The sequence below is a fragment of the Lewinella sp. JB7 genome, from assembly GCF_024297185.1.
Classification (GTDB): Bacteria; Bacteroidota; Bacteroidia; order Chitinophagales; family Saprospiraceae; genus Neolewinella.
Window position 1 is genome coordinate 288,084 of record NZ_JANCTD010000005.1, and the last position, 26,137, is coordinate 314,220.

Genomic DNA, 26,137 nt, shown 5'->3' on the forward strand with positions numbered 1-26,137 from the left:
TACCAACCAAATGTGATGAAAGGACCGACTCTATCCTGTTTTATCCTGGCCTTCGCCGTTCTGTTCTCTCCGGTGGCTACCGGCCAGAGCTACTTCGAGTTGGGAGCCATGGCGGGCGATATGCCGTACAACGGCGACCTCAGCGACCCCGGCATCAAATTTCTTAACGACTGGAACACCTTCGGGGGTGTTTATCTACGGTACCGACCGGTCAACCGCATCGGCCTGCGCCTGAACGGCGTATTCGGTAACATCGCGGCCGAACGGACCACCAGCGTGGACAGCGGTAACGGACAACGGGTAGACATTTCCCGAAACTTCCGCTCCAAGATCCGGGAGTATAGCCTGGCCGCCGAGTTCGACCTTTTCTATCTCGGCGATCCGGACGATCGTTTCGTGGCTCCCTACGTGATGGCCGGTATCGGACGTACCACCTTTAATCCGGAGGGGGAGGTCGATGGCGTGTACTACGAATTGCAGCCCCTGAAAACGGAGGGACAGGGTATCCTTACCGGACAGTACGATCCGGCGCCCTACGAACTGTCCATCACCACTTACCACCTGGGGGGCGGTGTGCGCGCCAAGCTCGGCGAGCGCTTCGTCATCGGCGGCGAAGTCAGCGGCCGCATTACCAACACCGACTACCTCGACGACGTCACCGGTCGGCGGCTCGTGTACCAGGATGTACTGCAGAATACCACCACCCGGGGAGCATTCTTTTCGAATCCCGCCCTCGATCCGGCGGAGGCCCCCGCCGATTTTAGTTATGTCCGTGGGGGAGCCTCGGACGACTTCTACTTCCTGATCAACCTGACGCTGGGCATCCGGCTGGGTGGGTGGGGAAATGGCGGCAGCGGCTGTTACTCCTTTTAGGTACGGGAAAAACCTTCGGTACGATCAACAAACCTCGGGGGCGAAATGCGGTTAGGTCAGGTGGCAATATTGCCGATCTACAACACTCCTCCCGCATGAGCACACGTACTTTTACCCTGTCGTTTATACTGGTCTTTCTCGTCTTTGGCAGCACCCACGCCGCCATCGTCGTTCCCGCATCAGTAACCCCCGCTTCCGAAACCGCTACCACCGAAGCCGCCGCTCTCGAAGCCGCCCGCGAATACCGCGAGTCGCTCAAGGAAATGTCCGGCAAGGAACGTCGCGAACTTAAGCGCGAGCAACGTAAGGCCGTCAAAAAGGCGATCGAAGACTACCGCGACGCCGACACCAACACCCTGCTGTTGGTACTCGTGACCATCCTGCTTCCCCCCCTGGGCGTATTGCTGTACGAAGGCGAACTGACTTCCAAATTCTGGATCGCGCTGCTCCTGACCCTCTTGTTCTACCTGCCCGGTCTGATCTACGCGCTGCTCGTCATTTTCGGCAACGCCTAGTCACTGACGATCTCGGCGGCGGCCCGACGGGCCGCGCCCCCCGCGCCCAGTTTGCGGCGCAGAGTTGCTAAATCCTTCAGTTGCCGGTCCCGTTCGGGGCCGGCAATTGTATTTTTCAGGGCACCGGCCAGGGTTTCTTCGTTGAAATCGTCCTGGATCAACTCCGGCACTACGGGCGCATCCATGACCAGGTTGACCAGGGATATATACTTGATCCGTTTGGCGACTAACCTCCGGGCCAGCCAGTAATTCAGCGGGTTACCCCGGTAACACACGACCTGGGGGACGCCGAACAGCGCCGTTTCCAGCGTGGCGGTTCCACTCGTCACCATGGCCGCCCGGGCTCCGCGCAGCACCTCGTAAGTTGCTCCGCTTACGACTTTAAGCCGGGGCGGGCGGGTGCTCGCGGCGATCAGCTCCTCGTACACGACCGGGTCCTGGCCCGGGGCACCGGCGATCACGTATTCGTGCTCCGGCAGGCGGGCGGCCGCGGCAAGCATAACGGGCAGACTCCGCGAGATTTCCTGTCGGCGTGAACCGGGGAGAATGGCTACGTGCGTACCCTCCTTAGTGGGCCCGGCTTCCTGCACCACATCGAGCAGAGGGTGGCCCACGAAGGTGGCCTCTACGCCGTACTTCGCGTAAAAGTCCCGCTCGAAGGGTAAGATCACCAGCATGCGGTCTACGTTGGCCTTCACCTGGTAGACGCGGCTGGTGTGCCAGGCCCAGATCTGGGGGCTGATGTAGTAGGTCACGTCGATGCCCCGGGGTTTGGCCCACTTGGCGATGCGGAGATTAAATCCGGGATAGTCGACCAGCACTAACCGATCGGGAGCAAAGTCCTCGATGTCTTGTTGGCATTGCTTCAGATTCCCGAGGATGGTCCGCAAATTCATCACGACTTCCACGAACCCCATGAACGCGAGTTCGCGGTAGTGCTTGACCACGTCGGCGCCGGCCGCGCGCATCAGATCGCCGCCCCAGGCCCGGATTTCCGCCGCGGGGTCACGTTCCAAAAGGGCCTCGACCAATTTCGCGCCGTGAAGGTCTCCGGAGGCTTCGCCGGCAATAAGGTAGTAGCGCAAGGCAAGCGGGGTTAAGTGGTCAGGCAGTCAGGGGGCGGGGCCGCGGGAGCGGCGTGCACGCAAATATAGCGGAGCCGGGTTTGGTGGGGGCGTCGTTACTTCGCAGGAAATTCACCGCCGTGTCCGTAGCCTGGAATGCCTATACATTCGATCAACTTGACGTCCATCTCCTGTACGAAATTCTGGCCGTCCGTCAGGAAGTGTTCGTGGTGGAGCAAACCTGTTATTATCTGGACGCGGACGGTAAGGACCAGGCGGCGCTGCACGTAGTCGGTACCATTGACGGCAGGTTGGCGGCCTACACGCGGGTCCTGGACCGGGGCGTTTCCTACGCGGATTACGCCAGTATCGGACGGGTGCTGACGGCCTCCTTCGCCCGGGGAGCGGGACTCGGGCGCCCGTTGATGGAGTACTCCCGGGAGGTCCTTTACCATGCTTTCGGACCGCAGAGCATCAAGATCAGTGCCCAGGCTCACTTACAGAAATTCTACGCTAGCCTGGGCTACGTAGGCGTCGGCGATATCTACGATGAAGACGGGATTCCGCACCGGGCCATGATCCGAACCGTGGAGCTTACTCCAAACTGAAAACAATCACTTTGACGATCCGCTCCGGTACCGCCGAACCCTCCCGGAGGGCGGGCGTAAACGTGGGAAGCGAAGAGAGGGTTCGGGCAACCTCCTTGCATAAAGCGGCTCCCCCTCTGGCCACGCGTTTCGGGTGAATTTTTCCCACGATCAGGGAGTTTCCCCCGGTCGAGTAGCCCACTACCCTGATCAGGTCGGTCTCGCGTACGCGAATGGGTTGATCGTCCATCTGCTTCGGAGTCCGAAACTGCGTATCGGTTACCGTTAATTGCCCCAGGCTATCGATGGTGGCTATAGCCAGGACCGTACCGGTAACCCCGTAGTCCCTGGCTTCCCGGGGGTAATTGATGGTCCGGTAGACGGCCGTCAGCAGGCGGTTATCGGCGTTGTCCGCGTAACCGTCTTCCATAGTTACCGATCCCGGAGGAAGTTCGGCGGGCCGGTTGTCACCGGATTGGCCCACGAGACCGACGCTGAGGAGGATTAGCCAGCACAACAAAACACGGCGACGCATGGGGAAGGGTAAATTTGGCACGGTGGGATGGAGCCTCTAATGTAAGCTGCCTCGGGGGAAGCCGGAGTGGACGAGCGGCGTTGAAGTAACTTTGCGGACCGAACCCTGAAGTACCATTTATGCAGCCCCTTGCCGAACGAATGCGCCCCACCTCCCTCGATAACTACGTCGGGCAAGCCCATTTAGTAGGTAAGGGGGCCGTACTCCGCCGGGCGATCGAAACCGGTCGTCTGCCGAGCTTCATTCTGTGGGGTCCGCCGGGGGTAGGGAAGACCACCCTGGCACGAATCGTAGCCGGCCAATTGGAGGTACCCTTTTACATGCTGTCGGCAATCAACAGCGGGGTGAAGGATGTACGGGAGACGATCGACAAGGCCAAACGGGGTAAGTTCTTCGCCTCCGCTTCGCCGATCCTCTTCATCGATGAGATTCACCGTTTCAGCAAATCGCAGCAGGACAGTCTGCTCGGAGCCGTCGAGGCGGGTACCGTTACGTTGATTGGCGCCACGACCGAAAATCCCAGCTTCGAAGTTATTCCGGCCCTTCTGTCCCGCTGCCAGGTGTACGTCCTCGAACCCCTGGGCCGTGAGGAGCTCACCGGTATGGTGGATCGGGCCCTTGCCGAAGACGAGTATCTGAGCAAAATGGACGTGACGGTCGCGGATTACGACACCCTGATCCGCTACTCGGGCGGAGACGGTCGCCGGCTCTACAATGTCCTGGAGCTGGTCACCCACGAGGCGGCCGACGGGCGGGCCGTCGTACTTGACCGGGAGTACATTACGGCAAGAGTGCAGGAGAATCTGAGTCGGTACGACAAAACCGGCGAACAGCACTACGACATTGCTTCGGCACTGATCAAAAGCATCCGGGGCAGCGATCCCAACGGCGCGGTATACTGGCTCGCCCGCATGATCGAGGGCGGGGAAGACCTGAAGTTCATCGCCCGCCGGCTAGTGATCGCGGCCAGCGAGGACATCGGCCTGGCGAACCCCAATGCTCTTCTTATGGCGACCACCGCCGCCCAGGCCGCACAGATGGTGGGCTACCCGGAAGCGCGCATCATTCTGAGCCAGGCGACCATTTATCTGGCCACCAGTCCGAAATCGAACAGCAGTTACCAGGCCATCGGTGCGGCGCAGCAGGCAGTAAGAAACACCGGAACACTCCCCGTACCCTTGCACCTGCGCAACGCACCTACGAAGTTGATGAAGCAGCTCGACTACGGTAAGAACTACAACTACAGTCACGACAATCCCGGCAATTTCGCACGGCAGGAATACCTGCCTGAAGAACTACGCGGTACCGCTTTCTTCAGGCCGCAGGATAACAGTCCGACCGAAAAGGGCATCGCCGAACGGATGAAGCGACTGTGGGGCGATACGTATGACCGCTAGGCTTCGGCGAGTAGATAGTGAAGGTATTGCTTGAGCAATTTTGGGGCGGTGTACAGCAGATCGTGTTGCTTGCCTTTGACCATGTGGTGGACGAGGGTAGGAGCGTTGGTCAGCCGATCGCAAGCGTAGTAAGCGTTGCGTGGGTAGATGAGCCAGTCGTCGGTGCCGTGCAGGATGACGGTATTGGCGTCGATGTTAGCCCATTCGTTGGCCATATCGCGCAGTTCGGCTTCGTGGGCTAGTTTTTCGTGATTGGCGGAGTGAATGCCGCTGGGGAGGAGCCAGGACAGGAACCGGTGGCTGGTGGGGTAAGTGATCCAGTAGGTATACTCTTCCTTCGGGGCCATACTGGCGGATTGCAGCAGTAGCCCGTCGACGAGGTTCGGAAAGTCCATAGCGAGCCGGGCGCTCACTGTGCCGCCGTAGCTGCTTCCGTGAACCACGATCTTCTGCCCGGGGTGGCGGCGGGAACTGATCACCGCGGCTACGTTCTCTGCCTGCTCCTGCACCGACGTCATTGGCGCCCCGAGTCCGCTGCCCCCGTATCCCGGTCGATCAATGGCCAGCAGATTAGCCTCACTGCGCAGCGAACTGTCGCGCATCATGCTGAGCCACCAAGCGCTGGAAGATGGCGCACCGTGAATAAATACGAGGAGAGGTTTAGAGGTATCCTGGCCGATCTGCAGATACCGGAGCCGGCGGGTGGTGCCTTCCTGGTAGCCGATTTCCGCGTCGAGCCGGGCGCTCTTCATGGTGGCACTGAGCTGATCGTCGTCCATCTGAATCGTCACGTAGGGCTCCAGGCGGTAGGTCGCGTAAGCGAGGAACAACAGGACGGCAAACAGCAGATACGATCTCTTTTTTCTCAGCAGCATTTTAGGGGCGGGGTGTACTTAGAATACGTAAATTTACGCGCTTCGGTTGCCCCGGAGAGGTCGTTCGCCGGTATAATATTGGGAAAGGAGCGTCTTTAAGGATATTTTATGATTTCGGGTCTGCCAATCCCTTCCTTGGTGATCTCACCGGATTACCCTAATTTCGCGCCGTTAAGCTCCGTTAGCTCAGTTGGATAGAGCAGGAATCTTCTAAATTTCAGGTCAAAGGTTCGAATCCTTTACGGGGCACTAGGGTGTGGGGGAGCGGTTAGGCAGTTGGTCTTTTAGGTGGTTAGTAGTTTAGGCCATTAGTCAGTTAGTACGGTAGGCTGTTAGTATTTCGGAATGTATTGATCACGATCCATTCGAGTACCGTACTAAAAGCCTAATAGACTAACACCCTATTAGCTACCCGACTAAAGTACTAACAGCCTAAATTACTAACAGACTAAATTACTAACACCCTATTCACGCTCCCCATCTCTCCTCCAGGGTATCGACCGCGGTGTACAGTTGGGCGAAATCGTTGATGGCGAAGTACAGCATTTGCACCTTGTCGATTACGAAGGTCTGCTGCATGACTTCGTCCAGGTCGAAATCCTTTACCACGACCGCGTTATTTTCGTAGACGTGCTTGGTTTCCTGGGGACTGCTACAGATGCCGGCACCGTAGACCTTCAGTTCACCGTGCTGGCGGATCACACCGAACTCGATCGTGAACCAGTACAGACGCTGGAGCTGGGTAATCTTTTCCTCGTCGCCGGCGTACTTCACCCCTAGTGCACCGAGTTTTTGGGCAAAGTCCGCGTAATCCTGGTTTAGGTACAGCGGAATGTGGCCGAAGATGTCGTGAAACATATCGGGTTCTTCCAGGTAGTCCAGTTGATCCTCCCGACGCAGCCAGGTGCTGGAGCAGAAGCGACGACGGGACAGCAAGCCGAAAAACTCGTCTACCGGCAAAAATCCCTTCACGACTTCAATGGACCAGCCGTGAGCATTGCGCAAAGCCCGGTTCAGATCGGTGAAACGGGGCGGATGATCGGGGGAAAGAATGGGAAACAGCTCGCGTAAACAGTGTAAATACTCGCTGCAGGCGCGGGGCTTGAGAGCCTCCATTTGCCGTTGGGTGAGCAATCGCCAGATGCGGTAATCGGTGGAGGTATAAGCATCGTACTTCTGAACGGAAGCCTCGGACGTGGTGGCTGACATGGCTGGTGCAGTTTGTTAGGGCAATGGTTGTCTGTGCAACTGTGAAGATACGGGAAAGGTTGGATATGGTGGTGGAATTTGGTGGAGGGGTGGGTGGTAGTGTGGTACGGGGTAGTGTGGTAGTAGGTAGTGTGGTACGGGGTAGTATGGTAGGTAGGTAGTATGGTACAGGGTAGTATGGTAGTAGGTAGTGTGGTACGGGTGCCCATCCGCTTCCGACTATGGTGCACCGTCAGGAAGCTGGGCTCCGGAGAATGAGCACGGTGAATAGACAAACGCGGCAGCCTCCTAGTGTCTGATGCAGTGCACACCGACCAACGCAAATAGCTCATGGTCATCCTCAACCCACACGCCACGAGCACAGCGAACAAGCAGTAGTGGCAGCTAAACGGTACGTGGTAAAACGGTCCGCCTCCATATATTCAACCACGGAGTACTTTAAGCCTCGGTTCTCGCCCACGAGCGCAGCGAGAAGTCACCTGCGGCAGCCAAATGGTACATGGTACATCGTAAACGGTACATGGTAAATCCACCTACGACACAGATGCTCCTTTGTGATCTTACCGCGACACCGTCCACCCCGCGAGCGCAGCGAGCAATTAACTGCGGCAGCCAAATGGTACATGGTACATCGTAAACGGTACATGGTAAATCCACCTACGACACAGATCCTCCTCTGTGATCTCACCGCGACACCGTCCACCCCACGAGCGCAGCGAGCAATTAACTGCGGCAGCTAAATTTGCAATTAGAAATTTCCAATTTAAAATTTGCCTACCCCAGCGTTCCCTGCGTCGTCCGCGTAGGCGATTCGCGAAAGGTGACTACGAGTTTATACTGAGGTCCGATGTTGCTGATGAGGGGGCCGAACATCGTATCCATCAGGTCGGTCGCCTGGGTCTTGGCGCGGGACATGACGTCGCTTTCCAGGGCGTCCTGGCGGAAGCTTTCGCGGAGGGCGTTCACTCCCTCGTTGATGTTGGCGCCCTTGACTTCCCGGAGCCATCCGATGTCAAGCTTCTCCACTTTCGGTAACACCTCATGGCTGAGGATGACGGGTTCGGGGAGGGTGATGTGGACAGACTTATTCTGTTCATCAAGCCGCAGATCGAAGTAGTCGGTAAGCCGAAAGCCTACTTTCAGAATGGAGAGGGCGGTGATTTCGACATCGGTCTCGGAGACGTTCATCCCCCAGATTGTGGTCTGAAGATTTTTGTTGATGCCCTTCTTGTCCCGAATCTCGATGGTGGCGAGCTCACCGATCACGTTTTCGACCTTTTCCTGGAACAATCCCTTACTACGGCTGAAGTCCTCGATCGCCGCCCGCTCGCGCATGCGGGCCACCAGGGGGCGGAGGGCTTCCCCCATCGCGATGGAGCAAGGATTTTGTACATCGGCTCCCTTCGCCAGTATGTTGCCGTTGCGGGTGCGGATCACGGCGGCCAGTACCTTGTTCAGCATGAAACAGGTGTAATTGCTGGCGACCTCCTCAAAAATTTCGGTGACCTTTTGTCCGCCCTCATCATACCAGGTTTCGTACAGGGCGGCACTGGTATCCCGCAAGCGCATAAAATCCTGGTAGTAGAGTTCGGTAAGCTGGGGGTGCTGGCGCTCGTATTCCTGGATGACCTCCTGGCGGAGGCTGTCGTTGAGTCCGAGGCGATTACTCACGTGCGCCAGTATATCCGTGTTGATGTCGTAGACCAGCTGGTCGAATTCACGCCGGTACCGTCGCGGGTTCTGTAGTACGGCCAGCGCGGTCTCGGTGTCGATATTGAAATTGAAATCCGCCGGACGGTACTGCAGTTCGTATTCCGCCGGTCCGGCCAGAAAGCTGCCGGGAGTATTCCGTAACGCTTTGTATCCAAGGACACCCAAGATCCCGAGAATGGCAACGACAATGATGATCTGCGCGGTGCCGATTCCTTTTTTTTCCGGGTAGTTGGCTTGGGACATAAGGGGGGGAATAACTGACGGGTGTGGAGGAAACACGGGTGCGTGACCCAAAGTTGGTGAGGGGGTACCGTGCGGTAGGTGCCGTGATCCGGAGGCGGAGTAAATGCCGCGGACTGAAAGCCGATTTTCGGGAGGGAATCTATGCGGCTCGGACCGGAGGCCGCTCGACCTATTATTCCTGCTCGGCGTGCAACGCCTCGACCTGAGTCGTGCGGTAGCAAAATCCGTGTTTGATCCGTGCCCATTCGTGGTGAATTTGTCTCGGACCGGAGGCCACTCGACCTGTTGATTCTGCTCGGCGTGCAACGCCTCGACCTGAGTCGTGCGGTAGCAAAATCCGTGTTTGATCCGTGCCCATCCGTGGTGAACTTGTCTCGGACCGGAGGCCACGCGACCTATTGCCTGCTCGGCGTATAACGCCTCGACCTGTGATGGCTCGGACCGGAGGCCACTCGACCTATTGTTTCTGCTCGGCGTGCAACGCCTCGACCTATATCCGGACCGGAGGCCGCTATTCCCCCACCAGGCGGGCCTCGTCGAGCAGTCGCCAGAGCTTGACGGCCTCCACGGCCTCCCGCACGTCGTGTGCGCGTAACACGGAGGCTCCCTGCTGCAGAGCATACAGGTGAAGGGCGGTCGTGGCAGGCAGGCTGTCCTGGGGGGTGATCTTCAGGGGTTTGTAGATCATGCCCTTGCGACTTATCCCGGCGACAACGGGTGCGCCGACGTGGCGAAAGGCGTGCAGGTTACGCAGCAACTCGTAATTCTGTTTCAGGGACTTCCCGAAGCCGAAGCCGGGATCGATGAGAATGTCGTGAACGCCACCGCGACGGATGGCGATGACCCGTTCCGCCAAAAAATCCCACACGTGGGTGACCACCCGATCGCCGTAGTCCTTGGTCTTGTCCTGCATGGTAGCGGGGGTGGCACCGACGGGCATGTGCGTGAGCACGTAGGGTACCCGCAGATCGGCAACGGCCGGCAGCAGTTCCGGATCAAAACGTCCGGCACTAATGTCGTTAATGATGCCGGCGCCGGCGGCAACCGCCGCGCGAGCGGTAGCGGCGTACACCGTATCGCAGCTGATCACCGCGTCGGGGGCGGCCTCGCGAGCTGCTTCGATGACGGGAATGACCCGGTCCATCTCTTCCGCGGCCCCGATGAGCTCGGCGCCCGGTCGGGAGGACATGCCGCCGATGTCAATGATTTTTGCTCCCGCTTCCCACATAGCTCCTGCGTCCCCGCCCACGCGTTGAACGTCGGTCCGACTTTGCTCGTGAAAACTGTCGGACGTGGCGTTCAGGATCCCCATAACCAGCGGGCGCTCAACCGTAAGCAGGCGACCGTTGCAATTGAGGGAGAAGGGCTGGAAGGACAAAGTGAGAGCAAGTTATGCGCGAATTACCGCAATATGTGCGACTTTTGCTAACCGATGCCCTATACCGAACAGCAGATCCGCGGCCTGGCCATCAATTTTCTGCGCTTCCACTACAAATTGCGGCCCCGGTACGCCGGCGGCGGCACGCGCATCGTGGACAGGCCGCACTACTACCAGGGCGTACTCATCGACGCCCGCCTCGCCTACCAAAAGCCGGACCGAAGCTACTTCACCGCCACGGTGGAGGCCACGAGCGTAGACCGCCGGGAAGAGGTGCTGTACCAAACGAATTACTGGCGCATCGGTGCCCACAGCCTCACCCTTACACTGCTCGTGAGTGCCCTGCTGGCGTGGGCGGGCGCGCTGATACCGGGCTACAACCTCTGGGAACGCTACGGTTCGCCGCGGGTGTACCTCGTGATCCTGGCGATCCTGGCGGCCGTTTTCGCGACTTGCTGGCTGCTGTTGCGTCGTCGCCGAACCTACCGCTACATCTACGCGGTGGATCAGTTCAAGCACTTTTACGCCGACGCCCAGTGGGTCGCTTACGACGTGGAGATCTTTGCCGCGGACACCTTCCGTACTCGTCGACGCTACCGGGAGCTGGAGCGGCAGTGCATTAAGTACGGATTCGGACTGCTGGCCGTGGAGGCCGACCGGGTAGTCCGCACCGTCATTACGCCCAGCCAGGTCGATCAGTTTTCCGGCAACCGTCTGCGCCTGCCGAAGTGGTTGGCCCGGGCGGAGGAAGCCCGCACTCTGCCCCCCGAAGTAATGGACCCGCTCGCGCCCGACGAACCCCTCACGGCCGTACTCCCCGCCCGCCCGGGCCGTCCGGCAATCAGCCGCCAACTGCGGAAGCGGGGGATACTGCTGCGGGCACGTTTACGCCGGACGTACCGCAACCTTTTTCCCGGCGGGCTTCGGCGGCGGCCGGGGTACTACCGACTGGGGGGATGGGTGTTCTTCGTGGGCGTACCGTCGTTGCTGTTCCTGACGGCGGGCCTGTACCGCCAGTCGACCTATTCTCCCCTGGCGCAGGAGGGCAAAAAGTATGCGGAACCTGACCTGGGCTTTCTGGAGTCCGCCGCCGATCCCGCGCCGCCGCTCGAGGTCGAGGAGGGGGAATACCGCCGCACCACCGATACCACGGACGCCCCCACCGCGGCTACCGTAAACGTACCGGAGGAGGCCCTCGTCAGCGCCGCGGAAGTAACCGACATCGGGCGCGTGCAACGCTACCGCATCGATTCCACCGGCGTGGTGACCGTCGACTACGACTGCGTACCGCTGGACCAGCTTACCCAACCGGTCTTCTTGCTAGTGTTCGGGCGCTACGAAACCTTTGTCCGGGCGCGGGAGTGGGCACTGGAGCTCAACCGGCTGTACCGGTCGACGGTTACCGTTGCGGCGGGCAACTGCGTGGAAGCTTCCGCGACGGACTACCTGCTGTACATCGATGCCCCGACGACGGACGAGGGGGCGGCCAATTTCCTGGCGCGCACCTTTATCCGGGAATCGGGCTTGGAGGTGGAAATTCTGGAAATACGGTAAGTTGGTGCCGAGCCCGTTGGACGGGGGGTGCCGGTTGGACGGGGGCACCCCGTTGGACCGCTGTAATGAAAAGCTATGGAAATAAAAAACAACATCCTCGAAACCATCGGCAATACTCCCATGGTCGAACTCCACAAGGTCGTCCGGGAAGTACCCTGCCGCGTGCTCATGAAGGTCGAAACCTTCAACCCCGGGCATTCCATCAAGGACCGCATGGCCCTCAAGATGGTCGAGGACGCCGAAGCCGACGGTCGCCTGCGGCCCGGGGGCACCATCATCGAATGTACCAGCGGCAACACCGGCATGGGACTCGCCCTGGCCGCCTGCGTGAAAGGGTACCGCTGCATCTTCACCACCAGCGACAAACAGAGTAAGGAGAAGCTTGACATCCTGCGGGCCATGGGCGCCGAAGTGATCGTATGCCCGACTAACGTAGCGGCCGACGATCCCCGCAGTTACTATTCGGTGGCCGAGCGCCTCAGCCAGGAGATCCCTAACAGCTTCTGGTTCAACCAGTACGACAACCTCAGCAATCGCCTGGCGCACTACGAAAGCACCGGTCCGGAGATCTGGCGGCAGACCGACGGCCGGGTCACCCACGTTGTCATCGGCGTCGGCACCGGCGGTACCATCAGCGGCGTGGGCAGGTACCTCAAGGAGCAGAACCCCGACGTGCAAATGTGGGGCATCGACACCTACGGCTCGGTCTTCAAGAAATATAAGGAAACCGGGGAGTTCGACGAGAAGGAGATTTACCCCTACATCACCGAGGGCATCGGGGAGGACATCCTGCCGAAGAACGTCGACTTCGACGTCATCGACCGCTTCGAAAAGGTGACGGATAAGGACGGAGCCGTCATGGCCCGCCGCCTGGCCCGCGAGGAGGGGCTTCTGCTGGGCTACTCCGCCGGCAGTGCGGTAGCCGGCCTGGTCCAGCTAAGGGATGAACTCAAACCCGACGACCTGGTCGTGGTGGTTATCCACGACCACGGCAGCCGCTACATCGGCAAGATCTACAACGACGACTGGATGCGCGACCGCGGTTTCCTCGACAGTGAGCTCCGGGTGCGCGACCTCATCAGCCAGAAAGGAAACGGCGCCCTCACCGGCGTGAACCGCGACGACAGCGTCCGCGAAGCCCTCCGGATCATGAAGGAGCACGAATTCAGCCAGATGCCCGTAATGAATGGCGAAGAAGTCGTCGGCTCCATCATCGAAACCGACGTGCTCAATTACCTGCTCGCCAATCCTCTCGACCACGCCGAACGGCCCGTGCGCGAGATCATGCGCAAACCCTTTCCGGAGGTGAGCACCGACCTGACGCTGTCCGAACTGGGCAGGCACATCACTAAGGAGAACCCCGCGGTAGTCGCCACGGACCGCAGCGGCCGCAAGCACCTCATTGCTCAGTACGACATTCTGCAGGCGATCTAGGCGGGTACTCAATCCCGGCGTTTCTCGAACACCGCCTCCCCTGAGTCGAGGTTAACGGCCGTGAGGTAGCCCATCCCCGCTACCGACATGGCGCAACCCGAGTCGATGCACGCCCGCCCGGTACGCCGCATGTGGACCACGTTCTCGGCGACGGTCGTGCGCGTGGCCGGGGTGTGGCCGTACAGCACGATCCGATCGCTAAGCCAGTTGCGGTCGATCTCGTCTTCCCAGTGGCGGGCCCACAGCATGCTGTCGGTATCGCCGAGGGGGTCGTCGACTCCGAAGTTCAGTCCGGCGTGCACCAGCAGGTAGCCCGGCGTCTCGTAGTAGTAGGGGAGGGCATCGATCCACCGTTCCACGTCGTCGCGATTGCGGCGGTGGGGCCGGTAGTCCCAGGGCGTATTGGCGGAGCCTAATGCATCCAGCAGCATCTGTTCGTGGTTGCCGCGCAAACAGACGACCGGGAAGCCGTCGTGTACCATCTTCCAGATCATGCGCAGCACGCCGAAACTATCGGGACCCCGATCGATGTAGTCGCCGAGTAGGAACAACTGGTCGGACGTCCGCAGACCGATGCGTTCCAGCAACCGGCTGAAGGTGCGCGGGCAGCCGTGAATGTCGGAGATCGCGTAACGGGCCATCGGCTAGAGGTAAACCCAGCCCTGCTCCTCGTTGCTCTTCAGAATGGCGTCGCAGAGCACGAGCTCCTGGTGGCCGTCGGTGAAGGTGGCGTATAGTTCTTCGCCAGCCGCCGTATCGCCGAGCACGGCGTCGTAGAAGGAGCGGAAGCACTGCTTGAAGGTGTCGGGGAAGCCTTCGTTGTGTCCGCCGGGGTAGTTAATGAAGCGGCCCGCCGTGCCGGTCATCAGACCGGGATCCTTCATGAGTACCTGATTGAGCTCGCCGCGCCGACCGATGGCGAGTTCGTTGGGTCGTTCACTGTTCCATTCGTAGGCCGCCCCCTGGGTGGCGATGTCGTACTTGAGTTGGTTCTTGTGGCCGGCGCTTACCTGGGATACGAACAGTTGCCCGCGGGCCCCGCCCTTAAACTTGAAGAGGATGCTCGCGCAGTCGTCGGTAGTGACGTCGATGGATTCGGTGGCCTGTGCCTTTTCGGAATCCTTCGTGAAGCTCGACACCTCTCCGAGCGGCCGTTTACGCTGGGGGTGCACCGTAGTCAGGTCGGCCAGCACCGCCTCGGCCTCCAGCCCGGTGAGGAAGTGGACGAGGTCGAGCCAGTGGGTGCCGATGTCGGATACCGCCCGCAGCGCTCCGCCCTGGTCGGCGAGTACGCGCCAGTTGTAGTCGGTATCGTAGAGGAGCCAGTCCTGCTGGTAGCTGCCCGTGACGGAAAAGATGCGGTCGTTGGAATCGCGCAGGCGGTCGCGGACCTCCAGGTTGATGGGGTAGAAGCGTAGGTTGTAATTGACCCCGGTCTTCAGGTTGCTCTTGCGGGCGAGTTCGACGAGTTCGGCGCCCTGCTCCGAGGTCATGGCCAGGGGCTTTTCGCACATCACGTGTTTGCCGGCGGCCAGGGCCTGCTTCACCATCGGGTAGTGCAGCACGTTGGGGACGGCCAGGTGGACGGCGTCGATCTCCTCGTCGGCCAGCAGTTCTTCGAAGTTGGCGTAGGGGTGGGCCAGGTTCAGCTGCTTGCAGGCACTGGTAGACTCTTCCAGGTCCTTCCCGAGCAGTCCCTTGACGTGAATGCCGAGGCGGCGGAGGCCTTCGACGTGAACGGGTCCGATGAATCCGGCGCCGGCGACGGCCACGGTGATGGAGTTATACATAGTTCGCTTGGTGTTGTGTACGGGGCGCCAATATAGAAAACCCCCGGGCCGGCACCGCAACAATGTGCGGGGGATTTACGGGCGCGCAGTCGTTCGGTCGCGAGCAGTAGGCGTTCCTACCACTGCGCTACCTGCGGATGGCTCCGGTGGGTCGAGCGGCTCCGGTCCGAGACACCACAGGTCGAGGCGTTGCACGCCGAGGGGCCGGGAATTCCAAGGTCGAGCGGCCTCTGGTTCGAGACGGGGCACCGCAGATTCAGGTCGAGGCGTTGCACGCCGAGCAGCCGATAATTTTAAGGTCGAGTGGCCTCCGGTCCGAGACGGGGCACCGCAGATACAGGTCGAGGCGTTGCACGCCGAGCATCTACAGTCTTTGCATTATCACCCGCCGTCTTGATAGGACACAGGAGGCACCACGGATGGCCACCGATTATTCACGGATTGAGCCTTACCCGGCGGCAAAACAAAGTGCACGGCTGACCAGGTCGTAAGCCTAGCGGCGGCGCGCGGGAGGGAAGTATTTCGAAGAGTGCAGGTCGAGCGGCCTCCGGTCCGAGACGGGGTACCGCAGACATAGGTCGAGGCGTTGCACGCCGTGCAGCTCGAGTCTTTACATACCCGCCGTCTGAACGGACACAAGGGGCACCACGGATGGCCACCGATTATTCACGGATTGAGCCTTACCCGGCGGCAAAACAAAGTGCACGGCTGACCAGATCGTAAGCCTTGCGGCGGCGCGCGGGAGCAAAGTATTTCGGATGCAGACCGACGAGTTTAGGTCGAGCGGCCTCTGGTCCGAGATGGGTCGCCGCACATTCAGGTCGAGGCGTTGCACGCCGAGCAGCCCGAGTGTTTACGTAGTCACCCGCCGGCTGAGCGGACACGGTAGAGCACCACGGATGACCACCGATTATTCACGGATTGAGCCTTACCCGGCGGCAAAACAAAGTGCACGGCTGACCAGATCGTAAGCCTAGCGGCGGCGCGCGGGAGCAAATTATTTCGGATGCAGACCGACGAGTTCAGGTCGAGTGGCCTCTGGTCCGAGACATCATAGGTCGAGGCATTGCACGCCGAGGGGCCGAGAATTTTGAGGTCGAGTGGCCTCCGGTCCGAGACGGGGCACCGCAGATACAGGTCGAGGCGTTGCACGCCGAGCGGCCCGAGTGTTTACATAATCACCCGCCGCCTGAGCGGACACGGTAGAGCACCACGGATGGCCACCTATTTTCACGGATTGAGCCCTGCTCGGCGGCCAGATATGCATACTGCTGAGCAGATAGTACGCCGGGCGGCGGCGCGCGGGAACCATAGCCTACCACAACAGCGGTGTATCTTGGTACCCAAACGATATCCCGTGCAGTTACCCGTAGTCCTGATTTTCGCCCTGTTGCCCTTTTTTGCCGTAGCCCAGTCATCCGCCGACCCTTACGCGGCCGTCACGCCGGTGCAGACGCAGCTTGACGCGTACAACACGGGTGACCTGGAGGGATTTCTGAGCGCCTACGCCGACGACGTCAAAATCTACACCTTTCCGGATGAGCTCGTCGGTGAAGGCAAGGACAACATGCGCGAACGATACGGCCGGATGTTCCGGGAGATGCCCGAACTGCACTGCCGCCTGGTCAGCCGGACGGTCATGGGCAACCGGATCCTGGACCACGAAAGCGTCGTCTTCCGCAAGGGGGGAAACCCCACGGAAGTCATTGCCATCTACCTGGTAGAGGAGGGACTAATCACCGAGGTCCGGTTTTTGCGGTAACGTATCCGGTCCGGGGGGAAGCGGGATGCCTTAAGTTCACGGGGGAGCATCGGTCGGGCCGACGTTAAATATTTCCCGGGCCGTAACGCGGTGGAGTGTGCGGGGATAGAAGGATGTAGCTCGTTTATCGGAGCCTGTCACCCGAAAAGGGGGATGCGGCCTCTATTTCGATCATCCATTAATTCCAACGTCATGTTACTCATTTACCTGCTTGCGGGGGGGCTCCGGCTGCTCCGTTACCTCCTCATGCCGTGCCTCCTGATCGGATGGTCGGCCACCATCGCGGCGCAGTCGCCGCCGGTCGTCATCGATTTTGAAGGCCTTCAGGGCACCCTGACCGACGGCCCCGAACTCGACCCTTTCGGAATTTCCTTCGGCACGCCGAGCGTTAGTCTCCAGGACCTGCCGCCGCTCAATCTCAGCCCTCCCCGTGGGGTCACCGTATTTACCCGCCGCGATGCGCCCTCCGGCCAGCAGGTTGCGGCCAACTGTAGCGGAGGAATAAGCTGCGAGTTTCCCTCCAATGCCGTCCTGATGGAGTTTGCCGAGCCGACCGCGAGCTTGTCTTTTCGGATTCAGGGGTTCAACCCCACGGATCAGTTTCTGATCTACGGATACGACGAGGCGGGCGCGGTGAGCCTATTGCGCAGCGTGCCGGCTACGACGGATTACCAGACCGTACGGGTGCCCGGCGCGAAGGGCTACATCATCGACCTCTCGGGCAGCAGCTCCTTCCGGGCCTTTTTCCTCGATGACATCAGCTACACCCCGGCCCGGGGGGGCGACCAGGTCGAAATGAACTGCGGGACCGGGGACGAGCTCCTCGAGCGCCTGGAAACCGACGCCGTTTTTCGCCAGAACTACGACCGCATCGAACGGCTTACCCAGGAATACATTCGTACCCTGCGGGAGGGCGGCGGGCTCGGCTTCGGTGGGGAGGTAATCACCATTCCGGTCGTCGTGCACGTCGTGTACAAGAACGCCACCGAGAACATCACGGACGCTCAGATCCAGAGTCAGATCGACGCCCTCAACGAACTCTTCCGGGCAACGAACCCGGGGATTGCCGCGGTGCCCTCCGCCTTCTCCCCTCAGGTGGCCGACATGCAACTGCAGTTCGCGCTGGCCAGCCGGGATCCGGAGTGCGAACCCACGAACGGCATCACTCGAACGTCCACTACCACGCCCTTCTTTACTACCAGCTCGACCAGTACCGACCCCCTGGTCCGGAATCCGGTGAAGTTCGCGGCTACGGGTGGCCGGGCCGGATGGCCGGCGGATGAATACCTGAATATCTGGGTATGCGACGTCGCCAGCGGACTACTGGGGTACTCCTCCTGGCCGGCGGATCTGGCTAGCCGACCGGCCGAAGACGGCGTCGTCATGGATTATACCGCCTTCGGTACCGTAGGCACGGCCGGCAGTCCCTTCGATCAGGGGTACGTCTGCGGTCACGAGATCGGCCACTGGCTGAACCTCCGCCACATCTGGGGCGACGACCAGCTGGAACCGGATAATTGCGCCTTTTCCGACCTGGTGGACGATACGCCGAACCAGGGCGTCAACAACACCGGTTGTCCGGCATTCCCTAGCGTGTCGTGTGATAATGGCCCGGACGGCGACATGTTCATGAACCAGATGGACTACACCGACGACGCCTGCCGCACGATGTTTACCGTGGGGCAACACGTGCGCGCGGCCGCTACGCTCTTCGGGGTACGGGCCTCCATCATCGGCTCCGACGCCCTCGCTCCGCCGCCCGCCAGTCCGGCCGATCCTGATCTGTGGTCCGCCGATACCCACGACGACGTGGGCAACGAGCCTAACGCTTCCGGAGAGGCCATGTACCATAGCGCGGATATCTGGGTACGCCGCACGAACGATGGCTTCCTCAACCAAGAACACCAGAATCCCGTATACCGCTCCTCCGGCGAACCCAACTACGTTTACGTCCGCGTGCGCAACCGGGGGTGCGGAGACAGCCAGACCGGCACCACCAACCTCTACTGGGCGAAGGCGGGGTCCGGACTGAGCTGGCCCACGCCCTGGGACGGTAGTATCGTGGCCCCCGCCCTGATGGGCGACCCGATCGGCAGCCAGTCGGTCACCGTAGCCGGCGGAGAATTCGAGATTCTGGAGTTCGCGTGGACCGTGCCGAACCCCGACGACTACGCCGCCATTCCGGGGGACGAGGCGCACTTCTGTCTGCTGTCCCGCATCGACGAACCGGGGGGGATGACCTTTCCCGAAACCGCTAATCTCTACCAGAACGTCCAGAACAATAACAACATCGTCTGGAAAAACATCAGCATCGGTTCCGAGGACGCGGACGGGGGCGGCTTTGCCAGTCAGGTGATCGTGGGCAATTTCTCCCCGGGGTTCCAGCGAGTAAACCTTCGCTTCGATCTGCCGGGGCGGGAAGTTCGCTCCCTGTTCGACCACGGTCGGGTGATCGTGGAGCTGGGTGACCTGTACGAAATCTGGCGCGACAACGATGCCCGGGGTACGAACGTGCTCATCCCCGAACCGGGAATCGTCGAATTGCTCGGTCCGGAATCGTCCATCGATCTACTCCCCCTGGAATCCGGGGAGTTGTTTGGGGTCCGGGTCCGCTTTGTCCCGGACGCGAACCCGGTCAACGCGGTGTATGCCCTGAATATGACGCAGGAAGATGCGGAAACCGGCGCACCGATCGGGGGGAATCAGTTCCGCTTCCGGACCGCGGCGCGGGGAGTCCGCTTACCCGGCGACGGGGGCGGCTCCGGCGGGGATAATAGCCCTCCCGTACTTCTGGATTGCCCGCAAACGGTGGCGCAATTCTGTGAGTTCCCCCTGACCGTAAGCGTCGATATGAGCAACGTACCCGTTCCCGATCAATTCCTGGGCAACTTCACGGCGGCCCTGTACTACGATCCGACGGAGATTGAGTACGTCGGCGACGCGGAAATTCTGTCCGGATACACGGGCCGGATTAATACCACCACCCCCGGCGTCATCGTCTTTAATGGTGCCGACGCCACGGGCCACGAAGACCTCGTACCCATATTCACCGCCCGTTTTCGCGCGCTGGCTCCGGCGGGCGTTACCGTCGACCCGGACCTGACCCTCCGAACCCTGGCCGCGGCGACCACCTTCCGGGATCTGCTGCCGACCGCCACCGTACACAACTGCACCTTCACTATCTCCGAAAACCAGCTTCTCGGCGACGTAAACGGGGACGGACGGATCAACTCCACCGACGCCGCCCTCATCCTGGCGTACAGCGTAGGTAACCCGATTCCGGCCGGTGCCCGGGCCCGGATAGCCTCCGGTATTGCCGACGTGGATACGAGCGGAACGGTCACCGCCGCCGATGCTCTGCTGATCATTTCCTACGACGTGGGCCTGCCCGTCGCTTACCCACTGGGGACGGCCACCGTCTGTACCGACGCCGACCGCGTAAGCGAGGGTAAGCCGGTCGAAACCGGTCCGACCGTACCCGTGGAAGTCGCCCCGGAGCGTGACGGTATCGGCTACTCTCTGCCCCTCCGCATCGACATGCGCGGCAGCGGCGAGCGGCTCGGCAGCTACCAACTCGAGGTGACCTGGGACCCCGCCCGGTGGCAGTTTGACGGACTGCAGGACGGTTCGACGCCCGGATTCGCCCGACCTACCGTCAATCTGCGGGAAACCGCTTCGGGTAGACTGCGCCTGGCACACGCTTACGCCCCCGGATCGGACGGGCTAGTCCATCTGGGCAACATCCGGCTGCTGCCCCGCGACGCGGACATGGAAGGGGCGCCGGAGCCCGGGGTAGTCCTGAGCGACCTGACCGCCGCCGGCACCTTTCACGCCCTACAGCCGGTGCTGGTCCGACAAACCACGGCGGTGGGTAATCCCGACGGTATTGATGGGGTGACGTTTACAACCTTCCCCAACCCGTTTCGGGGCGCGACGACCCTTACCGTCGAACTGACCCGGACGGGCCCCCTCACGCTATCCATCCTGGATGCCCGCGGCCGGGAGGTGGCGGAACTGGGTGCCGGCGATTATCCGGCCGGAGCGCACCGCTTTCACTGGAGAGCCGATGGTCCCTCATCGCTGCCCGCTGGCGTGTACGTCGCGCGGATCCGGGTAGGGACTCGGGTGATGACCAGGCGACTAGTGTTGCTGCGCTAGCTGAGTTAAATTGTGTGTTCTGTTCCCGCGTCCGCCCGGCTTGTTGCCGGCGGGCGCTTTTTTTTCCGTGCTTGTTAAGGATATTCAAAGAAGCGGCGTATGTGATCGAGGTCACGCGGGGCGGGGTGGGGTGTCGGCTACGTTTGTGGCATCGCAACAAGCAACTACTCATGCACCAACTTACCGTCAGTAATACTTCCGTCCGTATCCTCCGCATTTTTCTGAGCGGCATCTTCCTGGTGGCCGGCGCTAATCATCTGCTCCACGTAGACCAGACGGTCGCCCGGATGCAGCAGGCTAGTCTGAAGAACTTCGCCCTGTACTTCGGGGAGCCGGACTGGCTGGTTATTCTGTCGGGGGTGGTGATGTTGGCGGCGGGACTGAGTCTGCTCGCCGGCTTCTTCACCCGCTGGGCGGCGTTGGTGCTGTTGCTCGTCCTGATCCCGATCACCATCACGGTGCAGGTGGGGCAGATGACCACCCTCGGTCCGCTCTTCAAAAACGTGGCCATTGCCGGGGGACTTCTCTTCTTTATTCTCAACGATTTCACAACCCAAACCAATGAAACGATCCATTCTCGTACTCCTGCTCTTTAGTCTGACCATCTGCCTCGGCAGCCCCCTGGCCGCTCAGGACACGACCCGACTCACGCCGCACCAGCAGGAAATGAACAACTACGTGGTACTGACCAAGAAGATCCCCCAGCTTAAGCCTATCCTCCTCACCGCCGAGCACTTCCGTGCCGAGGACGGCGATACCTTCGGGGACTTCCGCGTCATCATCTGCGGTCAGGACATTACGGGCATTACCGATCACGAGCAAATGGCTCCTTTCCTCACCGATGCGAAGCGATTGGGCGTGACGATCGTGGCCTGTGGCTTCTCGCTGAAGAAACTCGGGGTAGACCCCGTTGACGTCCCGGAACAGATCGAGATTGTCGATAACGGCATCCAGTACGACTTTACCCTGCAGAAGGCCGGCTATTACTCGCTGGGATTGTGAGTCCGGGAACTAAAAAAGACCTGATTTTTTACGGCGTCGCTGGAATGATCGCCCTGCTGTTGTACGTCACCGGACTGCATACCCAGGCCATCGCGTACGTGCAGCAGGGCATTCTGGCGACCGGTCTGATCCGGCCGGATACCGAATTAGTCCGCTCTTCACCGGCCGATACGGCACCCGCGCGTGCCGCCCGAATGGAAAATCTGGACTTCCGGATGGTCGATGCCGCAGGCGAGGGGGTGAGCGCTGAAAGTCTGGCGGGCAAGGTGATTTTTCTGAACCTCTGGGCCGTGTGGTGCCCGCCCTGTCTGGCCGAAATGCCGGGTATCGACCGCTTATATCGCGACTTTGCCGACGACGAGCGGGTGGCCTTCGTGCTGCTGAACGTGGAGCGTGATTTTACGAAGGGGAGGGCGTTGGTGGAGGCCCGGGGTTTTGACTTTCCCGTCTACCAACTGCGGGGACCGCTGCCTGCGGAACTGGCTTCCTCTACGCTACCGACCACTTACGTACTGGGGCCGACGGGTGAGGTACTGCTCAGCCACCGCGGGATGGCGGATTACGATACGGCGGAGTTTCGGGAGGTCCTGGAGCGGTTGGTGGGTGGGGGGATTTAGTGTGGCGAGGAGTTTTGGGAGGCCGTCATGGTATTGGGAGACGATATTCTTTGTAGCGAGGAGTTTTTGGAGGCCGTTATGGTAATGGGAGACGATATTCCTTGTAGCGAGGAGTTTCGGGAGATCGTTATGGTGTTGAGAGACGATATTCCTTGTAGCGAGGAGTTTCGGAGACCGTGATGGTATTGGGAGACGATATTCCTTGTAGCGAGGAGTTTCGGGAAATGTCGGAGACATTCCCTTCACAGCCTCGCTACGTTAGGACGGTCCCTCCGGGACCGGGGGCGGTAACCCGTTGGAGTATAAGGTATTGTATGGCCTTAACGGCGATCCGTCTCTATCACGTCGGGTATGACTTCTCCGACTTCGGTACTATTTGTTCCGGGGTAGTCATAACCCAGCAGGCGGGCGAGGGTGCGGGCTATTTGGTCCTGGTGGAGTTGTTGGTCGGTGGTCACTTCGCCGTGATTTGGCGTATCGGGACCGATCACGGCCAGCCAGATGGCGTCCGAGCCAGGGACGGTGTCGCCGTGTCCTTTCCACTTTTCCATGGGACTATCGCCCCGGCCGTGGTCGGTGGTGATGACCAGGGTGGTTTTTCCGGCGTACTTGGGATCAGCCTGCAGGAAGGTCCAGAGGTCGCGCCACATGGCATCGGTGGCGTGGGCGGCGTCGAGGTAGCGGTTGTAACTGCCGTCGTGGGCGAAGTCGTCCGTCTCCCCGTAGCTGATGAAGGCGACCCGGGGATGGTCCTTGCGCAGGGTTTCCAGCAGGAAGTTGTGGGTGAACATGTCAGGGCGCACGCTGCCCCAGAGCCGGGGCGCCTGCTCCTGCAGTTTGTTCAGGAAGTGCTCGCGCTCCGTGAGGTCGTTGCCTGCGGCCAGGTCGAAGCCGCTGTTGACGGGGATGCCGCTCCGCCGTTCGTTGACGATGTAGTCGAATACGTCCCAGCTGCCGAAGGCGGCCACCCGGCCGGACAGCTCTTCTTGCTGATTGAGCCACTCCAGTACCGTGACGTTGGGGTTCCATTCCTTGTCGTTGCTGTTGATGGCGGGGTCGGCGCGGCCCGTCAGAATCTCGTTATAGCCGGGGTAGGAGAACCAGTAGGGGTTGCGGCAATTGACCCTATTGTCCTTCCACCGGTTTCCGAACACCATGCCCTGGGGGGCCAGCGTGTCCCAGAAAAAGGGCATCAGGCGCCGGCGACGTGCCTCCGCGGTCTCATCGAGGTAGCTTTCCTCCATGCGGTCGCGATCGTGGGTGAGAGCCTCGTTGGCGATCATGGAGTCTACCGCCCCGCCGAACAGCTCCTGCCAGCGCAGGCCGTCCATGGTGATCAGAATAACGTTCTCCGTGACGGTCGTCTGGGCCACCAGGGTGAACGGCAACAGCAGCAGGCAAATCAGGTGAGGTCTCATGGTGCAGTGGATTTGGTGGTGCTCCGGTAAAATAACGAGCGGCCGGTGTACGCCGGCATTAGTGGTAGTCGATGTTCAGGTCATTCGTCCGCACCTCCCGCAGCTTATTCCGTAGACGCCGCTGCATGTTCGCGAGGGTATCGGCGTAGGCGGGGTCGTACGCCAGGTTGGTGAACTGCCGGGAATCCCGCTCCATATCGTAGAGTTCCATCTCCGCATCCTCCCCTTCACCGTACTGGATGTAGGCCCAGCCGTCGGTCCTGACGAGCAGGGCATTTCCGCCCAGGGAAACCGAGAAGGCCATGTCCCTCACCGCGTGAGTGGGATCGTCCAGGGTCCCGACCAGGCTTTTACCCTGTAGGTGGGCGGAGTAGGGCACACCCGCCAGTTCGGCTACCGTGGGGTACAGATCGAGGAGTTCGACGAAGGAGTGGCAGACGGCGGGATCCCTGCCCGGCATTCGGATGATGAGCGGCACCCGCACCGATTCCTCGTGGAGGGAGACCTTCATCCAGAAGTCGTGCTCTCCGAGGTGAAACCCGTGATCGGAGGTGAAGATCACGATGGTGCTGTCGGCCAGGCCCTCTTCTTCCAGCGTTTGGAGCACCTTGCCCACCTGGGCATCCATGAAGGTGACCGAGGCGTAGTAGGCGGCCACGGCCTTTTGCTGCTGCTCCGGACTCATTTGTCCGTTCCGGCTGGTCACGTAGTTGATGCCGGGTGCGGGGATATCGTCCCAGTCGCCGGGTACCTTCTCGGGCAGGTCGATCTCCGCGTAAGGGTAGGGGTCGAAGTAAGCGGACGGCGCGACGAAGGGGACGTGGGGACGCACCATGCCGACCGCGAGGAAAAAGGGTTTGTCCCGCCGTGTCCGCAGTAGCTCACTGGCTCGTTCGGCGGTCAATCCGTCGGCGTGGACCAGGTCGTCGCCTTCGGCCCGGACGATGGTCATCACGTTACCGCCCTTTCGCTCGATGGTGCCGTCCGGATTGCCCTGGACCAGCTCGGCCGTTCCCGGCGTCCGCCACTCCGCGGCCTGACTGTTGTACGTTTCGTCCCAGGACGCCGGATCGTCGGCCCCGTCGCTCCCTTCCTCGATGTGGATCGGGACGCCCATGTGGAAGATCTTGCTGACCCGGGCGGTACGGTAACCCGCCTCCCGGAAGGCTTGCGGCCAGGTGTGCCGCGCTTCACCGATTTGCTCCCGACCGCTGACGTAGCCGTAGGTTTCCGTCGCCGTCGGATAGTAGCCACCGAGCAGGGAGGCGCGCGAGGGTCCGCAAACCGGATACTGGCAGTAGGCGCGGGTGTACTTTATGCCCTCGGCGGCTAGCCGGTCGATATTCGGGGTCCGGCACACCTCGCTTCCGTAACTGGAAACCGCGGTGGCCGTCAGATCGTCGGCGATGATGAATAGGACGTTATAGCCTTTCTGGGCACCGGCCCCGGACGAAAGCAGCAGGGTGGTGAGGAGGACTAAGCCGAGACGGCCGAATAGGTTGGGCGTATTTACACTTCGCGGCATAACAGCAAAGTACGGTGTGTTAGGAATCTTGCACGTGTGTGAGGATAAGCCCGTTCGGGGCGACCTGGTAATACAGGCATTACAGGGTCGGCTTGGAAAGCCTCAACCATACATTGGGTGGAGGATTTTTCACTGAAGTGGATTCGGTAGCCGTCAACTTGGTGGGGGGTACTTTCGGAAAGCGTCTTACTGAATCCGTTAAGTTTTTTGGTGGCCGATGACTTTGTAGCTAGGAGTTTTGGGAAGCGCAATCCCTCATAAGAAGGATTTTTTGAAAACCGTTTTCCCTCGTAGCGAGGAGTTTCGGGAAGTAATTATTTGAGACCGTTGTGTTTTTGGAAGACGTCGTTCTTTGTAGCGAGGAGTTTCGGGGAGTGGTCATTTGAGACCCTTGTGTTTTTGGGAGACGTCGTCCTTTGTAGCGAGGAGTTTCGGGAAATGTCGGAGACATTCCCTCCACAACCTCGCTACGTTAGGACGGTCCCTCC

At 60.5% G+C, this 26,137-nt stretch carries 21 protein-coding genes and 1 tRNA gene; 12 read left to right on the top strand and 10 right to left on the bottom strand.

Annotation, left to right across the window (positions count from 1 at the left end; all coding sequences use genetic code 11):
- Window positions 1-15: 15 nt before the first annotated feature.
- Both NMA52_RS11225 and NMA52_RS11230 read left to right on the top strand, forming a co-directional pair.
- Window positions 16-873: a DUF6089 family protein gene (locus NMA52_RS11225; protein WP_254827760.1), complete on the top strand. Its 858-nt coding sequence runs from the start codon at window positions 16-18 to the stop codon at window positions 871-873.
- Between the two features lie 95 nt (window positions 874-968).
- A complete protein-coding gene (locus tag NMA52_RS11230) occupies window positions 969-1,388 on the top strand; it encodes a YqaE/Pmp3 family membrane protein (protein WP_254827761.1) in 420 nt (139 codons plus the stop codon).
- On the opposite strand, the gene lpxB is transcribed toward NMA52_RS11230, so the two are convergent.
- Window positions 1,385-2,473, bottom strand: coding sequence for a lipid-A-disaccharide synthase (lpxB, locus tag NMA52_RS11235; protein ID WP_254827762.1), 1,089 nt, complete (start codon window positions 2,471-2,473; stop codon window positions 1,385-1,387). The genes NMA52_RS11230 and lpxB overlap by 4 nt on opposite strands.
- Window positions 2,474-2,592: 119 nt before the next feature.
- Here lpxB and NMA52_RS11240 point away from each other — a divergent pair, with 119 nt between their 5' ends.
- Window positions 2,593-3,060: a GNAT family N-acetyltransferase gene (locus NMA52_RS11240; RefSeq protein ID WP_254827763.1), complete on the top strand. Its 468-nt coding sequence runs from the start codon at window positions 2,593-2,595 to the stop codon at window positions 3,058-3,060.
- Here NMA52_RS11240 and NMA52_RS11245 read toward each other — a convergent pair.
- Complete coding sequence (locus NMA52_RS11245) at window positions 3,047-3,574, bottom strand: hypothetical protein (RefSeq protein WP_254827764.1); 528 nt, start codon at window positions 3,572-3,574, stop codon at window positions 3,047-3,049. The two genes, NMA52_RS11240 and NMA52_RS11245, sit on opposite strands and share 14 nt — an antisense overlap.
- A 119-nt stretch (window positions 3,575-3,693) precedes the next feature.
- Here NMA52_RS11245 and NMA52_RS19000 point away from each other — a divergent pair, with 119 nt between their 5' ends.
- A complete protein-coding gene (locus tag NMA52_RS19000; RefSeq protein ID WP_305884745.1) occupies window positions 3,694-4,971 on the top strand; it encodes a replication-associated recombination protein A in 1,278 nt (425 codons plus the stop codon).
- Here the strand turns inward: NMA52_RS19000 and NMA52_RS11260 are convergent.
- Entirely contained in the window at window positions 4,968-5,846 is an 879-nt protein-coding gene (locus NMA52_RS11260; protein WP_254827765.1) for an alpha/beta fold hydrolase, read from the bottom strand. The genes NMA52_RS19000 and NMA52_RS11260 overlap by 4 nt on opposite strands.
- A 175-nt stretch (window positions 5,847-6,021) precedes the next feature.
- Between NMA52_RS11260 and NMA52_RS11265 the strand changes: the two genes are divergently transcribed.
- Window positions 6,022-6,095 (top strand) — tRNA-Arg (locus NMA52_RS11265).
- A 219-nt stretch (window positions 6,096-6,314) separates the two neighbouring features.
- On the opposite strand, the gene NMA52_RS11270 is transcribed toward NMA52_RS11265, so the two are convergent.
- The 3 genes from NMA52_RS11270 to folP all read right to left on the bottom strand — a co-directional run bounded on the left by NMA52_RS11270 (window position 6,315) and on the right by folP (window position 10,389).
- Complete coding sequence (locus NMA52_RS11270) at window positions 6,315-7,055, bottom strand: phenylalanine 4-monooxygenase (RefSeq protein ID WP_254827766.1); 741 nt, start codon at window positions 7,053-7,055, stop codon at window positions 6,315-6,317.
- 774 nt (window positions 7,056-7,829) lie between these two features.
- Complete coding sequence (locus tag NMA52_RS11275) at window positions 7,830-9,011, bottom strand: DUF4230 domain-containing protein (RefSeq protein ID WP_254827767.1); 1,182 nt, start codon at window positions 9,009-9,011, stop codon at window positions 7,830-7,832.
- A 511-nt stretch (window positions 9,012-9,522) separates the two neighbouring features.
- Window positions 9,523-10,389: a dihydropteroate synthase gene (folP, locus tag NMA52_RS11280; protein ID WP_254827768.1), complete on the bottom strand. Its 867-nt coding sequence runs from the start codon at window positions 10,387-10,389 to the stop codon at window positions 9,523-9,525.
- 54 nt (window positions 10,390-10,443) lie between these two features.
- Here folP and NMA52_RS11285 point away from each other — a divergent pair, with 54 nt between their 5' ends.
- Both NMA52_RS11285 and NMA52_RS11290 read left to right on the top strand, forming a co-directional pair.
- Window positions 10,444-11,943: a hypothetical protein gene (locus tag NMA52_RS11285; protein ID WP_254827769.1), complete on the top strand. Its 1,500-nt coding sequence runs from the start codon at window positions 10,444-10,446 to the stop codon at window positions 11,941-11,943.
- A 75-nt stretch (window positions 11,944-12,018) separates the two neighbouring features.
- On the top strand, window positions 12,019-13,377 hold the full coding sequence (locus NMA52_RS11290) for a pyridoxal-phosphate dependent enzyme (protein ID WP_254827770.1): 1,359 nt from the start codon (window positions 12,019-12,021) through the stop codon (window positions 13,375-13,377).
- An 8-nt stretch (window positions 13,378-13,385) separates the two neighbouring features.
- Here the strand turns inward: NMA52_RS11290 and NMA52_RS11295 are convergent, their stop codons facing one another.
- Entirely contained in the window at window positions 13,386-14,018 is a 633-nt protein-coding gene (locus NMA52_RS11295) for a metallophosphoesterase family protein (RefSeq protein ID WP_254827771.1), read from the bottom strand.
- Window positions 14,019-14,021: 3 nt separating this feature from the next.
- Window positions 14,022-15,167 carry a Gfo/Idh/MocA family protein gene (locus tag NMA52_RS11300; RefSeq protein WP_254827772.1) on the bottom strand — a complete coding sequence of 382 codons (1,146 nt, stop codon included), beginning with the start codon at window positions 15,165-15,167 and terminating at the stop codon, window positions 14,022-14,024.
- Window positions 15,168-16,524: 1,357 nt separating this feature from the next.
- Here NMA52_RS11300 and NMA52_RS11305 point away from each other — a divergent pair.
- The 5 genes from NMA52_RS11305 (at window position 16,525) to NMA52_RS19175 (ending at window position 22,706) form a co-directional block, all read left to right on the top strand.
- On the top strand, window positions 16,525-16,929 hold the full coding sequence (locus NMA52_RS11305) for a nuclear transport factor 2 family protein (RefSeq protein WP_254827773.1): 405 nt from the start codon (window positions 16,525-16,527) through the stop codon (window positions 16,927-16,929).
- 192 nt (window positions 16,930-17,121) lie between these two features.
- Window positions 17,122-21,087: a dockerin type I domain-containing protein gene (locus NMA52_RS11310; protein ID WP_254827774.1), complete on the top strand. Its 3,966-nt coding sequence runs from the start codon at window positions 17,122-17,124 to the stop codon at window positions 21,085-21,087.
- 170 nt (window positions 21,088-21,257) lie between these two features.
- Window positions 21,258-21,683, top strand: coding sequence for a DoxX family protein (locus NMA52_RS11315; RefSeq protein WP_254827775.1), 426 nt, complete (start codon window positions 21,258-21,260; stop codon window positions 21,681-21,683).
- On the top strand, window positions 21,649-22,089 hold the full coding sequence (locus NMA52_RS11320) for a hypothetical protein (protein WP_254827776.1): 441 nt from the start codon (window positions 21,649-21,651) through the stop codon (window positions 22,087-22,089). Before NMA52_RS11315 ends, NMA52_RS11320 begins: the two co-directional genes overlap by 35 nt.
- Entirely contained in the window at window positions 22,086-22,706 is a 621-nt protein-coding gene (locus NMA52_RS19175; RefSeq protein ID WP_254827777.1) for a redoxin domain-containing protein, read from the top strand. Before NMA52_RS11320 ends, NMA52_RS19175 begins: the two co-directional genes overlap by 4 nt.
- Window positions 22,707-23,026: 320 nt before the next feature.
- Here the strand turns inward: NMA52_RS19175 and NMA52_RS11330 are convergent, their stop codons facing one another.
- Together NMA52_RS11330 and NMA52_RS11335 are read right to left on the bottom strand one after the other, a co-directional pair.
- The gene (locus NMA52_RS11330; RefSeq protein ID WP_254827778.1) at window positions 23,027-24,124 is read right to left on the bottom strand and encodes a phosphoglyceromutase; all 1,098 of its coding nucleotides are present in this window, start codon (window positions 24,122-24,124) and stop codon (window positions 23,027-23,029) included.
- Between the two features lie 58 nt (window positions 24,125-24,182).
- Window positions 24,183-25,649: a sulfatase gene (locus tag NMA52_RS11335; protein ID WP_254827779.1), complete on the bottom strand. Its 1,467-nt coding sequence runs from the start codon at window positions 25,647-25,649 to the stop codon at window positions 24,183-24,185.
- Window positions 25,650-26,137: the final 488 nt, after the last annotated feature.

What these genes read in the sequence shown, in the direction of transcription:
- NMA52_RS11230 (WP_254827761.1), top strand. Translation starts at nt 969, where the DNA reads ATGAGCACACGTACTTTTACCCTGTCGTTTATACTGGTCTTTCTCGTC.
- NMA52_RS11285 (WP_254827769.1), top strand. Translation starts at nt 10,444, where the DNA reads ATGCCCTATACCGAACAGCAGATCCGCGGCCTGGCCATCAATTTTCTG.
- NMA52_RS11315 (WP_254827775.1), top strand. Translation starts at nt 21,258, where the DNA reads ATGCACCAACTTACCGTCAGTAATACTTCCGTCCGTATCCTCCGCATT.
- NMA52_RS11245 (WP_254827764.1), bottom strand. Translation starts at nt 3,574, where the DNA reads ATGCGTCGCCGTGTTTTGTTGTGCTGGCTAATCCTCCTCAGCGTCGGT.
- NMA52_RS11310 (WP_254827774.1), top strand. Translation starts at nt 17,122, where the DNA reads ATGTTACTCATTTACCTGCTTGCGGGGGGGCTCCGGCTGCTCCGTTAC.
- NMA52_RS11295 (WP_254827771.1), bottom strand. Translation starts at nt 14,018, where the DNA reads ATGGCCCGTTACGCGATCTCCGACATTCACGGCTGCCCGCGCACCTTC.
- NMA52_RS11290 (WP_254827770.1), top strand. Translation starts at nt 12,019, where the DNA reads ATGGAAATAAAAAACAACATCCTCGAAACCATCGGCAATACTCCCATG.
- NMA52_RS11300 (WP_254827772.1), bottom strand. Translation starts at nt 15,167, where the DNA reads ATGTATAACTCCATCACCGTGGCCGTCGCCGGCGCCGGATTCATCGGA.
- NMA52_RS11320 (WP_254827776.1), top strand. Translation starts at nt 21,649, where the DNA reads ATGAAACGATCCATTCTCGTACTCCTGCTCTTTAGTCTGACCATCTGC.
- NMA52_RS19000 (WP_305884745.1), top strand. Translation starts at nt 3,694, where the DNA reads ATGCAGCCCCTTGCCGAACGAATGCGCCCCACCTCCCTCGATAACTAC.
- NMA52_RS11275 (WP_254827767.1), bottom strand. Translation starts at nt 9,011, where the DNA reads ATGTCCCAAGCCAACTACCCGGAAAAAAAAGGAATCGGCACCGCGCAG.
- NMA52_RS11330 (WP_254827778.1), bottom strand. Translation starts at nt 24,124, where the DNA reads ATGAGACCTCACCTGATTTGCCTGCTGCTGTTGCCGTTCACCCTGGTG.
- NMA52_RS11335 (WP_254827779.1), bottom strand. Translation starts at nt 25,649, where the DNA reads ATGCCGCGAAGTGTAAATACGCCCAACCTATTCGGCCGTCTCGGCTTA.
- NMA52_RS11260 (WP_254827765.1), bottom strand. Translation starts at nt 5,846, where the DNA reads ATGCTGCTGAGAAAAAAGAGATCGTATCTGCTGTTTGCCGTCCTGTTG.
- NMA52_RS11270 (WP_254827766.1), bottom strand. Translation starts at nt 7,055, where the DNA reads ATGTCAGCCACCACGTCCGAGGCTTCCGTTCAGAAGTACGATGCTTAT.
- NMA52_RS11225 (WP_254827760.1), top strand. Translation starts at nt 16, where the DNA reads ATGAAAGGACCGACTCTATCCTGTTTTATCCTGGCCTTCGCCGTTCTG.